Raw genomic sequence first — 14,293 nt, forward strand, 5'->3', positions numbered from 1 at the left:
CTCGCTCGCAGCCCGACAAACCAGCATTTCTTTTTTTCATGTTCAAGAATTATAATATACTACATTTTTTATAATTTTGTGATCATGCAAAAATTCCAAAGCAAATGCTAACATTTATTATCTCTATCGGTTTATTAATCGTTGCTTATTTCACCTACGGGAAATTTGTTGAACGATTCTTCGGAGCCTCATCTGCAATAGCGACTCCGGTGAAACGCCTAGCAGACGGCGTGGATTATCACGAGTTAAAACCTTGGCGAATTTTCGTTATCCAGTTTTTGAATATTGCCGGTCTGGGACCGATCTTCGGGGCAATTCTAGGTGCGGCTTACGGTCCTATGGCCTACGTATGGATCGTGATCGGTTGTATTTTTATGGGTGCTACTCACGATTATTTTTCCGGTATGCTTTCCATCCGCCACGATGGGACAAGCCTGCCTGACATTGTCGGGAAATACCTTGGGAATAACGTGCGTAAATTCATGACGTTTTTCACTGGATTTTTATTACTGGCCGTTGGGGTCTCTTTCGTGAACGGACCGGCAGATTTGCTTGGAAACTTGACGAACATGAGCATGACACCTTGGCTATATGTCATTTTTGCCTACTATATTCTTGCCACGTTACTCCCCATTGATAAGATCATCGGTAAAATATACCCTTTCATGGGACTGGCATTAATATTCATGGCGGTTGCAGTGGGAGGTTATCTCCTTTACGGGGGATTTACCGGGAAACTTTATCTTGAAGAATTAACCTTCGACACGATGAAGAATATGCACGCTGATCCGGCAAACAACATCCTTTTCCCGATGCTGTTTATCGTGATTTCCTGCGGGGCCATTTCCGGTTTCCATGCCACACAATCCCCCATGATGGCACGCTGCATGACAGACGAAAAATACGGTCGTCCCATCTTCTACGGCGCCATGATTTCAGAGGGAATCGTGGCTATGATTTGGGCAACCGCGGCAATGGCCTATTTCGGGGGAGCAGAAGGTCTAAACGCCGCAGCAGAGGCAGGAAAGACGCCTGCTATAATCGTGGATGTGATCTGCAATTCATGGTTAGGACGTTTGGGAGCAATCATCGCTATTGTCGGGGTGGTTGTTTGTCCGATCACATCTGGCGACACGGCATTCCGCAGTATGCGATTGATCATTGCCGACGCTTTGAAATTCAACCAGAAACCGATTAAGAACCGCTTGATTGTATCCGTTCCAATTTTCGTGGTTGCCTACCTGCTCTGTAACGTGGATTTCTCCACGATATGGAAATACGTGGGCATCGGTAATCAAGTGTTGGCAACCATTACTCTGTGGACGGCAGCTACCTACCTAGCTAAAAAAGGGAAAGCACATTGGATGATGTCACTCCCGGCTACATTTTTAAGTATCGTATGTACAACCTATTTCTTGATAGCCCCCTATAAAGTAGGTGGTTTGCATCTTTCCCCCACCATTAGTTACCCGGTAGGAGCAATCGTAGGAATCGGTCTTTTCGTTCTGTTTATCACGAAAATTACTAAAAACAAATAAAAAAAGGCCGCTCGATACGAGCGGCCTTCATCACATAAAGGAAATATTATTAATTCATTCGAATAGCTCTAACGGCTTTTCCTCCGCTTCTCTTCTCTCCCTCTTTATTATATTTCTCTTCTTCCATCTTCGCCTTGTCTGCCCCAAGCGTGTCTCCGATTTTAGTCAACAAACGGGCTTTAGAATTCATCAAATTAGCTTTGCTGAAATAATCTTTTGTTTGAGCACATCTGGCATCAAGCCAATCGATACCTTCCTGCACGAGAGCTTTGTCATCACAACCAGTCAAAGCCTCAATGTTACTTTGGAAGTACATCTGGTCCTCACCATTCCTGAACACGTTGTATTTGAACGCCTCATGCATACTATTCAACATTCCCTTATAATCACCTTTTCGAATATACTCGGCGGTATATAAACTAGCCAAAGATCCCGGGATAAAAGCATAATCCAAAGATTGAAGTAATTTAACTAACTCGGCATTTCTAGTCTCGTCAAATTCCCCGTTCCCCGGACGCCAATACATGATTTCTGCCACGGCTCCCTTTATCGAATTTTCCAATTTATAGTCTACCACTTCTTTACCGGCCACTTCATAAAAACGCCCGATATTTGCAATCACTTGCCGTATAGGTTTTGACAGAGGATCGCTCACGTTCTTTTTAATCAACTCCCAGTTCTCCTTGGTCACAATCTCGTCATCCGACAAGGCATTCAAATATTCAGCGGCAACAGCCCCTTGCTTTTCCTGCATGTAAGCAGAGGATAATGCCGTTAAATAACGACTTAACAAATCCGTGCTCCGCTCTCCGGCCTCATACCGCTTCGTCAGACCGTTCAAATTATTCTGGGGATCTTTCGCCATCTTTCCACCTGCCATCAACCACTCGGCAGAACCGGCTCCAACCATTTTGTGAACTACCTGCTGCGTGTTCGGGTCCACGAAAACCAACGTCGGGAAGGCCTTCACTTCAAATTTATCTTTCAATATCACGCCATCCGCATCCTTTTCCATATCATACTTCACGTTCACGAAATCCGCATTAAACTGATTTCCCACGTCCTCACGGGTAAACACCTGCGATGATAACATCTTACAAGGCCCGCACCAAGAAGTGTAACAATCGATAAAGATCAGCTTCTTTTCTTTCTTAGCCTTTTTCAAAACTTTCTTCCATTCTTTCGTCTGTTCGAAAGTAATCCCCTTGCTTTGAGCCTCTGCACCCCAAACAATTCCGGCTATCAAAACGATTAATACAAATAATTTCTTCATTACATAAAATTTTAATTGAACATCCTCTCGTAATATCACTATTTAAATTTTTTCTGCAAACTGGTAATAATCGTATCGAACTCTTCGGTCATTCCTTTCTTGAATTCAGGCGAAAGTTCGTCAAACCCATTGTAAACAGACAACACGACCTCACATTTTTTGTCTCCTTTGGGATGGACTTCAAAAGCATAAACCCACTGTTTATCACCCGTGTAATCCGATCGGGTAATAAAATAACAAATCTTGAAGACATCATAATCAATCACGCTGATATATTGACTCCTTTTTTTACCATCTTTCCCGGTCAACTCGATTTTAGCATTCAAAGCCTTCTCCTCACAAGTAAATTCCTTCACGCCCGAAAACTTCTTGTAATTTGCCGGTTCCGAGATGTAGTCCCACACTTTTTGAGCAGATGCTTTCAACACGATCTTTTTCTCAATAGCAGGTGGTATTTTCTTCGCTGCCGTCATTTGTGCCGAAGCCAACCCGGACATACAGCACATCAATACAAAACTAAGTAATATTCTCATTTCCTTTACCGTTAAATATTCTAAAAGAAGTAGGGAGATGCATGCAAAGAACTGTGTGATAAGAAGAAGCATTACTCCCAACCTTACACGCCATCCCCCTGCCCCTTTTTACTACATTCCCATCGCGGGCATCGCCACACTCTTCTTTTTACCACTAAGTAATTCCTCTAGCTTATCCGTCAATGCCTTTCCCCGCAAATTCTTTGCCACGATTTTCCCCTCCTTGTCCAAAACCAAAATATAAGGGATTCCCGAGAACTGGTATTGTTTCATCACGTCTTTACCGGCCTTCGGAGCCTGTACTTGAGCCCAAGGCATATTCTCTTCCTTCATGGCTTTTCTCCAAGCAGCATTATCTTTATCAATGGATACACTAAAGAATGCCACGCCCTTGTTGCTATATTCCTTATAAGCCTCCTTTAAGTGAGGAATTTCAGCCCGACAAGGCCCACACCAAGAAGCCCAAAAATCAAGCACAAGAATCTTTCCTTTAAAATCCTGAGGACCTAACATCTTTTTACCGTCAGGGGTAGGGAATGAAAATTCCGGAGCGATCTTTCCCTCAGCCAAACGCTCTTTTTGAGCTTTCGCCTCAGCCATTTCTGCCTTATATTTCAACAAAGGAGCATAATTCGGGTTTTTACTTTCCAAACGGGCCAACACTTGCTGCACCAATTCCTCGTTTTCTTCTCCTCTCAACGCCGGTAATACAGCCAGCACACTATTCCGGTCGGCATAATGTTCAGCCAAAAAACGTATCCTTGCCCTTGACTCATCCCCCAGCATATCGTAGAATTTACCGGAAACTTCCTGTTTTGTCTGATCATCAATACCCGGAATACGATATACACCTTGCGATATACCGATCATCAACTGGTATCCCCTGTATCCATTCCAATTCATCAGGTTCATAACTTCGTTATTCGGTCCTCCTTTAATGTACACGTAAGGCGGGTTCTTTATTTTGATTCTAGCCGTGTCCTCTCCTCTGAAATTAATCTCCAAATCCTCGTCCTCTGCCCAAAATTGTACAGATTGCCACTTCTGACAATCCAGCGTGTAAACACCCGGTTTATCCACCTTCATTTTAAATTCATACGTTCCGTCATCTTTCACCTTACACGAATCAATAATCGTCTTATCGAATCCCTGTCGTTCAATAATTTCCATATTGAAACGGTTATAAGGAAACTTTACTTTTCCCTTGATCGTGATCGTTTTTTGAGCAAAAACACTATTTGTAGTCACCACGATACAAACCAATAACAACAATCTTAAAATCTTTCTCATAAATATCATTTTAATTCATTAAATGCCTTATCCTTACATTGCTTATTTACCCGCAATTCTCAATTATAAAGCAGTATCCTCGATAAACTCTATTCCCTTGGCCTTTTCTAAAGCAGTCTTTCCATAACCGATAAACTCATCACCTTCTGTGTATCCACTCTCCATATAAACCAATTTTCCGTCACCATTAATAAACAGGAATGCCGGATAACCACTTGTTCCATATTTCTCTGCAAGTTCTTTCTCCTTGCCGAAATGCATTTTCAAGTTTATAAAGTTCTGATTGTAAAAATCAGCCACAGCATTCAATGAAAACACATTTTTCACCATCAACATGCAAGGTTGGCAATAATCCGTATAAGCATCAATAAAAATCAACCGATTTTCTTTTTTTGCTTTTGCCATGGCATCCTTCAAGCCAATTTCTTCAAACCGAATCGAACGTGTATTATTTCTCTTCACCACGGCATCTTTCAACGCCTTATTCCCGACCTCCATGAACTTTTCCGGTTTTTGTGCCAAAAGAAAAGGACTTACAACCCCAAGAATATCCCCGTTGGGCATGAAAAAACCATAGGTCGGGTACATATTCATCATTAATTTAGGTGCAAATGCCTTACCTGCTTCTGACCCCATATCAATGTGAATAGCAATCACGTGCTGATTACAAAAATCCATGATTTCAGGAGTTGAGAACAATTTCCGTTCGGCAACATCCTGTTTCCTCTGATCCTCCGGGGTTCGAGCTTTTCGCATGGCATCCACCAACACAATCTTTCCTTCTTTCTGCGCCTGCTCTGCCGCTTGTTCCCAAGTCAGGTTTTTAAACACTGATTTATACTTCTGGGCGTTTACCGATATCGTTAATACAACGAACAAACAAGCAAAACCAACAATCTTAAGTAATCTATTTTTTTTCATTAATACTCATTTTAGAACTTTCCCCTCATGAAAACATGAGGGGAATATTTCTATTTTTATTCTTTATTCATCATATCAATAATTCTCCCGAAACCGGTATACTCCTCAATCTCTCCATCCAACTGTCCGTTCAACTCATTGAATTTAATCTTGTATACTTTTCCAACAGAACCGTCATAAGTTGCCACGAATAACATACGACCACTGTAATCTTCATTGGCAGAATGCGTGTACAACTTCATGGAAACGATCTCCTCTCCCGGAGTAGAAAGCAATTCGGTTACCGCCCCATCGAACACGTAACTATAAACCTTCGAAGTTGTCGCATAAAACAGCACATCACCCCGTGTCCCGAAAGTAAAATATTTAGCATCGTCAATATCTTGCAGATCTCCTAAATCGTAAATCTCTAATGCTAACGGCTTAGAAACATCCCGAAAATCTGCAGTGTAAAGCGAAAACTTCCCTGCATTTAGTTCATCTTTAAATAATGCACAAGTAATACCATCTCGACCTTGTCCCAAATACTCTAATTTAAGTTGCATGGACTCATTCATATTAATCGCTCCGGTATTAAATTTCCCATCTGGAGTCCTCGGGAAACCAGCAGCACCACTACTATTTATAGTAATAAATTGACCTCTAGCATTACTAATATCATTATACAGAACAGCACGAACAGTATTACCTGTCACAGGAACCGGAGCTATAAACGGATTGACTTTATAAGCCGTCCCAAACGCTCCTATAGGCGTAGTGTATTTATCTTCCTGTCCCAACATATTCCATCTGATCGTGTACATCTCATTATTATTCACGAATACTTCGACTTGTCCATACATCGGGCTAGGATAATAGAGGGCCATCGGAGCATTTTTCGCTGGCTGGGTAGAAAATAAAGTAGAATAATCTTCCGTAATAACTTCGTAAGTCCCGGCTTTCATTTTGTACATTCCATCCTCTTTAAAAAGATATAAATGATCGTATCGATTATTCATATTTCTTCTTCCCAAGAACTTTCCTCCCTGCAATTTCTTTCCTCCATTAGCCGTGGAAAAATAATTTCGAACAATACCCGTCTGAATCGAAGACAATTCCGGTACAATTTCACGATCACGAATAATTTGGAAATCTCCATCTCCACTAGCGACTTCATCATAAATAATCCACCCAACCACAGAATTAATATTCAATTCAAATTTATAGTCTGTACACGAACCCATTTTTTTATGCGTCACCTTCAAAACCACATAATATTTATCCGGCTCATCAATTAGCCTATATGACAGTTGTGGTTGATCACCAATAACCTTCTTGGGAATATAAGCATCATCATCATCTTTTTGTGATTGTTGAGTATATAAACTCCATTCAAAATTATAATCATCCACAGAAGAACCGGCTTGATATTGTATCTCGGGATTAAAACTCAATTCGGCGTAGCGATCCCGACTAATCTTACCTCCATTCTCTTTCACTTCCTGTATTTCAACTATTGCATCTTCAATTTCCGTGTAATCATAATTGCCTTTATCATCAATACATGAAGCGACGGAAAATAGTATTACCGAAAGAAATAATACATGTTTTATCTTATTTTTCATAAACTCTAAATTTTAATTCATCAATATACCAATACTCCAATACACTTAAATATCAGGTACCAGCAGAGAACCACATTTTACTTCCATCATCATCCAGCAAGTATTCCCCATCATGATCGGCAGCATACTTTTCCAATTTGGCATTCAATTCATTTTGCATCGCTATAATCGGAGTATAATTCCATCCCGCATAATCTTTCAAGTCAATAGTACCTAAATGTTCAAAAACGAATTGGTATTTATTTTTCGTACATTTACCCCAGAAATAAGGTATTGCTCCTACATCTGAAGTCGTACTTGCATACCAATTTTTGGGGAAATCACCGGCAAAAGAAAGTTTCATCTTCCCGTAGACACCCGGAATGAAATCTTTGGATGCTCCAACAACAAGCTCAACGACCAATCCTCCCTCAATATCAGCCAATCCTTTTTTATAGACTTTCACCGGTACGATAACGGAAGTCTCCCCGGCAGGAATGGTAACATTTTCGACCACCTCGAAATTTTCTCCGGCAACAGCCGTTGTCAATGCTCCCAAGTTAATTTTCACCTCTCGATCTTCATTCTTCAATACAGATTGGATTCTAAGTTCTACGTTAAAGACATATTCAGTCAACGTTGGTCCAAGAGCCAAAAAGGACATCTCGGCACTATCTCTCGTCGTACCTATCCACATATTGACCGCATCCGGACCGGAATAAGTTTCAATCTCATCTTCGTTACATGATATCATAAAGAATGACACCAGCCCTGCAAGCATCCATATTTTAAATATACTTCTCATAATCAACAAATTTAAAATTATTCACGTTCACCAAGATCGATTTCCAGATCCGGTATCGGGAGTTTATAAACAGCATTTGCCGTTGCGATATTCCTCGTTCCCTGTCTTTTATGGAAGAAAAATAGCTGCCCTTCTCCTAAAAACTCTCTCTCGTACTCTTTCTGTATTTCTTGTTGAATCGCATCAGGATTCAAGTCGGCAAGCAACTCTGTCAATCCGCGCATCTTACGCACCAAGTTCAATTTATCCAATGCTCCTTGAGGATCAGAAATCTTCATCGACTCTGCCACGATATAATACATCTCTGAAATCCGAATCATCGGCATCCTGTCCCTCTTCGGTAAAACAATCCCGTCTACCGTTTTCTTATCGCTTTGCCAGAATTTTGAAAATACATTTATCAACCCGTTCTCATTATCAAACCACTTCAATCGATAATCAGCCACATCATACAAATAATCCGAACCACTCGTGATTGCTTGTCGAGGAAGCATTGGAGACATCGTCTCTTTAAAATATCCTTTGATATTCTCGTCCAATTTGATCGTATTCAAGGCAAAAAGATGCTCCGTGGAAAAAGTACGATCTTTCAATGTTACATCACTAGGATTTATATCATTCTTTTTCACCCAAGGAAAAATATCTTTATTTTCCTGTGCGCCAATTACGACCAAAGCTGCCTCTGCCGCTTTATCCATTTGTTTCGCATAAGCCAATACCCTGGCTTTCAATCCTTGCACAGCGTAATAATTCAAGTGAAAATTCCGGTTGGCTAAATAACCATTATCTTCACCAGAGACATCCTGCCCCGTGTAAATAGGATCTTTTTCCAATAAATCAAGAGCATCTTTTATATCTCCCAGAACTAATTCCACCACACCTGCCGGAGTATATTGTGGAGCAATCGCCGGCTTGGCCTCTTTCACATAAGGAATTGAAAGCCCTGCCGTTTCCGAAAAATCAGCTTCCGCATACAACCGTAAAAGATCAAAATGAATAAAAGCTCTTAAAGCCAAAGCCTCCCCACGAATAATCTCATAATTATTCCCTCTCAACACATCCCGTTTTTTTTCCGTATACTCAAGTAATGTATTTACATTGGCAATCGTCTTGTACATCTCTCCCCATACCTTCTCCACGATAGCTTTCGACACCGTTTCATCATATCTATATCGCAAGAAAAAAGAATATGCCGAACTGGATTGATCCAAAGTTCCTCCACCTCCCCATTCTTGCCCTAAAATGCCTACCATTCCGAAGGTCAACTCTCTACCGTATAACTCGGGCTGACTCAAAGAAATATAAGCACCTGCCAAAGCAGACTTAAATCCTTCTTCCGTACTAAACATACGTTCAGCTTCTTCCTCCGTCTTAGGTTTCACATCCAACCAGCTATCGCAGGAAGTTGTAACAAACAAAGCCAGAAGAATCCAAACGGATAACTTTATTTTATGTACTATATTCTTCATAATTTCCTTTTTTATCATTCAAAAATCTAAAACGTTGCCTGCAAAGTAAATGAATACGTTCTGGCATACGGATATTCAGTACCTCGTTCCGTTTTCACCGTTGATAATCTAAACAAATCATTTGCGTAGAATTGTAATTTTAACCGTTCAATCGCCCCACTCTTCATAAAACCACAATTACGGAAATCATATCCTATATTTAATGATGTCATTTGCAATTCATTTAAATCTTGAACAAAACGAGAGGTCGGCCGGGTAAAAGGTTCACTGCTATTAAAGGCTTTATATTTAGCCGCAACACCTGGGGTAGTCCAACGATCTGTGTACATTCTACGATCCACATTATATTGTATATCAGCATTCTCCACCTTATTTACCAATGTCTGATTATAATATTGTCCGCCCAATCTATAATAAAACGATGTGTTCACAGAAAAGCCTTTATATTCAAAATTAAAACCGAAAGTACCGGAAACCTTGGGTAAATCATCACCAACAACCACTTGATCTTTGGGGTCCCATTTATAAACCATCTTTCCGTCTGCCGACAAAAAGATTTCATCTCCATTCATCGGATCTATTCCCAATGATCTCACCGCCCAAATTGCATTCATGGATTGTCCTTCCGCATAACGGGTTGAAGGCTTAGTCACGCCCTTCCCATTCTCGTGATCCGGAATATTACTCCCTACCTTTTCTTCATCCCGAGTATTATTTAACGTGTTCAACGCATCTGAAATCTTGGTTATTTTGTTCTTATTATGCATAAGAGAGCCAAACACGCTTAAATACATTTCACGCTTTGTATCTCTGATCGCACGTAGATTCACTTTTGCCTCGACTCCTCGATTTTTCGTCTCGCCTAAATTCTCCACGTAACTATCAAAACCGGCTGAAGGAGGAAGCGAAACAGGCGTCAACAAATTTTCCGTGTTCTTTATGTAATAATCAAACGTGACATCCAACATATTCAACATTGAAAACTCTATACCAAAATTATTATCTTGAGTTTTTTGCCATTGTAGCTCCGGATTCGCCAAACTAATTAGGTATGACCCCATAATATTATCATAGCTCTCGTTATAATACTTATAAGTGGCTATAGCCTGATAAGAATTAAAGTTCTGCGAACCGGAATATCCTGTCGAAGCTCTTAATCTCAATTTTTCCAAAAAACTAACTCCTTCAAAGAACCTCTCTTTATGAATATTCCAGCCAATTCCTGCAGACCAGAAACTACCCCAACGTTTATCGGCTCCGAATAAAGAAGAAGCATTCGCCCGATAAGTAGCATCCAATAAATAGCGATCATCATAAGAATAGTTGACAGAGGCCAAGACACTAGTTTCCCTTACGACGGACTCGTTTCCATAAGGACTGCCGGATACATACTCTTTTGCATTCGTGATATAATCCATTTTGTTATTAGCAAACCCTTGAGCTTGAAAGTATACCATCTCACTCTTTTTTTGACTTATGCTCCATTGGGCATTAGCAAACAACAAATGCTTACCGAATAATTTCGAATAATTCGCGGAAAGATCTACATTATAATCTAAGCGCGTACCATTACCTTTCGTATACTTCCCTCTATTGAAATAATCCTCGCTATCAGGCGATATATCCCGGAAAGATGTATGATCACGCGGTAAAAACACCTCACTATCATTCTTACTGCTAACCAACCCAAAACGTCCTTTTACCTTCATTCCTTCAAAAGCATCCCATTCTGCATAAAAATTATTCGTGATGTCGGTATAAGAAGTCGATGTCTTCGTATTTAATGAAGCATTTATCATCGGGTTATATATAGGATGACTTCCTTGCATATTTGCTATTTGATAATCTCCCATAACTTCCCTAATACTACCATCATCATTGTAAGCTCGCCAATAGGGATTTAACTTCGCATACTCGGAGAAAGCTCCATAAGGAGACTCATCTGCCTTATTAAAAGTAACAGACAATTGATCCCTAAAAAGGAATTTACCGTAGCGATATTGAAAATTAAAACCACCCGAAATTACTTCTCGATCAGATCCCTTCATTACACCAGCGACTTTATTATACGAGAAATCAATACTATAGCGGATAATATCATCTCCACCTTCAAAATTCAACGAATGTTTGTGTCCCACACCCACTCGCAAAGGTTTTTCCAACCAATAGGTATCCACACCCCGTAAGATTTCCTTGTAATACTCATTATACTTCTCATCATATTGTTGTTGCACATCGGGACGTCCCAATTTATCCGTGTAAACACCTGCTCTTCTCTCAATCTCTAGTTTTTCTGCCGCATTTGCCAAATCATAACTCCCCAAATCCGGAGCCTGGATACTAAGATTTCCTGAATAAGAAACTCTCATTTTCCCAACTTCCGGAGTCACGGTCTCGATCACGACGACCCCATTGGCTCCTTTAGAACCGTAAAGCGCCTTGGCTGTTGCATCTTTCAACAAAGTAATCGAGGCCACCCGATTCATATCCATATCCATTACTTTCTCTATCGACTGTTCGAATCCGTCAACAATGAAAAGCGGTTGGTTCGGGTTTGTCTGATATTTATCTTTCATATCCGAAAAATTAGATGCTCCACGCATCTGAATATCCGGCACCTTATTCGGGTCAGAACCAAATTCATTATTCTCTAATACTTGGAAAGAGGGATCGATATTTTTCAGTGATTGCAACACGTTCTGGTTACCAACTCGCTGCAATTCTTCCTTTTTAATCGTCGTCACTGCACCGGTATAGCTATCCGCTTTACGAGTAAAAATACCTGTCACAACGACCTCTGCCATCTCCGTTATATCAGAATTTAGAGTCACATTCAACGTCGACTCACCTTTGTACACCACTTCCTTGGTTTCCATCCCCACGAAAGAAAATACCAATATCATATCCTTCGTCAAAGGAACCGTAAACCGATATTTTCCGTCAATATCTGTCGCTCCTCCCAAAGAAGTTCCTTTAATTACAACGGACACTCCCGGTAAAGTTTGACCGTCTTTATCTCGTACCGTACCACTCAATGTTACTTGTTGTGCTTTTTCCATTTTCGCAGCAGACTTACGGATAACAACCACGTTATTCGTCAGCTCGTATTCCAAGCCTGTCCCTTCCAAGCATTTCTTCATAGCCTCATCTACCGTGACATTTTTCATCTGGACATCCTTTCTTTTGATATCCTTCAAATCATCATTACTAAACATGAAACTCAAATGTGTCTGTCGTTTAATCTCGTTAAACACCTCCGATAAAGAAGCATTTTTCATGTTAAGTGTTACCCGATCCGTGTTCTGCTGAGCAAATGAAAACGATACTGCCACCAGCACGACATTCACAGATAATAGTAGTCGGCACAGCCAACGGGGGAACCCCCGTAAACTCTCATGATGTTTTTTCATAAAAATAAATTGTTTGATTTTACATTTGTCTGTTATCCATCTTTAGCCTCAATTCTGCTTGCGGTAGAAATGAGGCTCCTTTTTCTTTTCTTGTTCTAATTATTTTCCATAACTTTGTATTGATTTTACATTTGTCTGTTATCAGGCATTCAAGAGGGTAGTATTTGCGGTACTACTCTCTTTATTTTAAGATCACATTATTCCCATTTACCTCGAAAGAAACTCTTCGAATCTTTTCCATCAAGTCAAATATCTCTGAAACTTCTTTGTATTTCACGATATCCATCGAGAAACGTAACTCTTTAAGTTCCGAATTCGTGTAAAACACGTTAAAATCATACCATCTTTGCAACTCGTTCATGATATCTTCCAAACGAGCGTCCGTGAACACGATCCGTCCCAATTTCCAAGCAACAAATTCATCCGTATTCACCTTCGCAACCGCTATACTTCCGGCATTGTCGACTTTTGCTTGTTCTCCCGGCTCAATACGATGCACGTTATTCTCACTCTTCACTTCAACGCTACCTTTCACCAAAGTTGTCAGGAACTTCTTCTCGTCAGCATATGCTCTCACACCGAACTCAGTTCCCAACACCGAAACATCAGCCCGATCCGTTCTTACAATAAATCGACGCTTGCTCTCATGTTCAACATTAAAATAAGCTTCGCCCTTCAACCAAACCAACCTCTCCTCCGATCCGAAATGAACGGGAATTCGTAATTCCGACTCGGAATTCAAATAAACCACGGTCCCGTCTTCCAATCGTACGACATACTCACCACCTCTCGGAATCTCAATAACCGTGTAACTATTTTCCGCTACAACCACATCGTTATTTTTCATGAAATTCAACGTGTCCTGCTGATTAATCATCGTGGACAACCCGTCATTCACGCATACCGTAGTGTCACCAAAAAGAGTAACCCGCTCTCCTGTTGATAATGTAACCACCGCTTTAGATCCCCCCACCTTTATTTCTTGAGATACGAAAGGCAATCCCGACGACTTCTCCACAGAACCCATCATATACCAAATAAATCCTCCCAACACAAATGGGAAAATAATCGCCGCCGCGATACGAGATACCTGCCAACGAATCTTGCGAGACCTTACTTCTATCGTTTTTCTCTTTATTTGCTTCCACCCCGCATCACGCAACGCACGATTATGATCTCCCACCGCCTTCTTTAGATACGCCTCGGAATGCAAACTCTCGAAAAAACTCCTGTTTTGTTCAGAAGCATCCAACCACTCGTCCAACTCACACTGCTCACCTTCAGAAATCTCTTTCAAAAGCGCTTTTGTTATCAATTTTTCCACTCGCTTACTATCCATATCCATACTATCAGATGTATTGTAATCGGTAATTTTTAATCATCCTTTTATTAAGAACTCCAAAATATATAACAGGTAGTATTCCCAACCTGACTTTTTTCGTTAAAAAATCATGTGGTGATCAAAATCAAG

The 14,293-nt window shown here is 40.6% G+C and carries 10 protein-coding genes; 1 reads left to right on the forward strand and 9 read right to left on the reverse strand.

From position 1 onward, the window contains the following. The first annotated feature begins 104 nt into the window (after positions 1 to 104). Positions 105 to 1,538 carry a carbon starvation CstA family protein gene (locus tag D8S85_RS12445; RefSeq protein ID WP_106480945.1) on the forward strand — a complete coding sequence of 478 codons (1,434 nt, stop codon included), beginning with the start codon at positions 105 to 107 and terminating at the stop codon, positions 1,536 to 1,538. Between the two features lie 49 nt (positions 1,539 to 1,587). Here D8S85_RS12445 and D8S85_RS12450 read toward each other — a convergent pair whose 3' ends face one another. From D8S85_RS12450 to D8S85_RS12490, 9 genes are all read right to left on the reverse strand, one after another. Further along, positions 1,588 to 2,811 (reverse strand): thioredoxin family protein, encoded by a 1,224-nt coding sequence (locus tag D8S85_RS12450; RefSeq protein ID WP_106480946.1) that lies wholly within the window; start codon positions 2,809 to 2,811, stop codon positions 1,588 to 1,590. Between the two features lie 38 nt (positions 2,812 to 2,849). Beyond that, complete coding sequence (locus D8S85_RS12455; RefSeq protein ID WP_127075149.1) at positions 2,850 to 3,344, reverse strand: SRPBCC family protein; 495 nt, start codon at positions 3,342 to 3,344, stop codon at positions 2,850 to 2,852. A 111-nt stretch (positions 3,345 to 3,455) separates the two neighbouring features. Beyond that, entirely contained in the window at positions 3,456 to 4,634 is a 1,179-nt protein-coding gene (locus D8S85_RS12460) for a TlpA disulfide reductase family protein (protein ID WP_158641571.1), read from the reverse strand. Positions 4,635 to 4,697: 63 nt separating this feature from the next. Continuing rightward, positions 4,698 to 5,555 carry a thioredoxin family protein gene (locus tag D8S85_RS12465; RefSeq protein WP_106480949.1) on the reverse strand — a complete coding sequence of 286 codons (858 nt, stop codon included), beginning with the start codon at positions 5,553 to 5,555 and terminating at the stop codon, positions 4,698 to 4,700. A 56-nt stretch (positions 5,556 to 5,611) separates the two neighbouring features. Further along, on the reverse strand, positions 5,612 to 7,159 hold the full coding sequence (locus D8S85_RS12470) for a PKD-like family lipoprotein (RefSeq protein WP_106480950.1): 1,548 nt from the start codon (positions 7,157 to 7,159) through the stop codon (positions 5,612 to 5,614). 52 nt (positions 7,160 to 7,211) lie between these two features. Beyond that, positions 7,212 to 7,943, reverse strand: coding sequence for a DUF4843 domain-containing protein (locus D8S85_RS12475; protein WP_106480951.1), 732 nt, complete (start codon positions 7,941 to 7,943; stop codon positions 7,212 to 7,214). A 17-nt stretch (positions 7,944 to 7,960) separates the two neighbouring features. Continuing rightward, positions 7,961 to 9,412 (reverse strand): RagB/SusD family nutrient uptake outer membrane protein, encoded by a 1,452-nt coding sequence (locus D8S85_RS12480; RefSeq protein ID WP_172726512.1) that lies wholly within the window; start codon positions 9,410 to 9,412, stop codon positions 7,961 to 7,963. A 26-nt stretch (positions 9,413 to 9,438) separates the two neighbouring features. Then, a complete protein-coding gene (locus tag D8S85_RS12485) occupies positions 9,439 to 12,822 on the reverse strand; it encodes a SusC/RagA family TonB-linked outer membrane protein (protein WP_106480954.1) in 3,384 nt (1,127 codons plus the stop codon). A gap of 181 nt (positions 12,823 to 13,003) precedes the next feature. Then, positions 13,004 to 14,161, reverse strand: a complete 1,158-nt coding sequence (locus D8S85_RS12490; RefSeq protein ID WP_172726513.1) for a FecR family protein — start codon at positions 14,159 to 14,161, stop codon at positions 13,004 to 13,006. Positions 14,162 to 14,293: the final 132 nt, after the last annotated feature.

It is taken from the genome of Butyricimonas faecalis, from assembly GCF_003991565.1.
Lineage (GTDB): Bacteria > Bacteroidota > Bacteroidia > Bacteroidales > Marinifilaceae > Butyricimonas > Butyricimonas faecalis.

Coding starts and splice junctions, on each gene's coding strand:
- D8S85_RS12445 (WP_106480945.1), top strand. CDS start 105: ATGCTAACATTTATTATCTCTATCGGTTTATTAATCGTTGCTTATTTC.
- D8S85_RS12470 (WP_106480950.1), bottom strand. CDS start 7,159: ATGAAAAATAAGATAAAACATGTATTATTTCTTTCGGTAATACTATTT.
- D8S85_RS12465 (WP_106480949.1), bottom strand. CDS start 5,555: ATGAAAAAAAATAGATTACTTAAGATTGTTGGTTTTGCTTGTTTGTTC.
- D8S85_RS12485 (WP_106480954.1), bottom strand. CDS start 12,822: ATGAAAAAACATCATGAGAGTTTACGGGGGTTCCCCCGTTGGCTGTGC.
- D8S85_RS12480 (WP_172726512.1), bottom strand. CDS start 9,412: ATGAAGAATATAGTACATAAAATAAAGTTATCCGTTTGGATTCTTCTG.
- D8S85_RS12475 (WP_106480951.1), bottom strand. CDS start 7,943: ATGAGAAGTATATTTAAAATATGGATGCTTGCAGGGCTGGTGTCATTC.
- D8S85_RS12490 (WP_172726513.1), bottom strand. CDS start 14,161: ATGGATAGTAAGCGAGTGGAAAAATTGATAACAAAAGCGCTTTTGAAA.
- D8S85_RS12460 (WP_158641571.1), bottom strand. CDS start 4,634: ATGAGAAAGATTTTAAGATTGTTGTTATTGGTTTGTATCGTGGTGACT.
- D8S85_RS12450 (WP_106480946.1), bottom strand. CDS start 2,811: ATGAAGAAATTATTTGTATTAATCGTTTTGATAGCCGGAATTGTTTGG.
- D8S85_RS12455 (WP_127075149.1), bottom strand. CDS start 3,344: ATGAGAATATTACTTAGTTTTGTATTGATGTGCTGTATGTCCGGGTTG.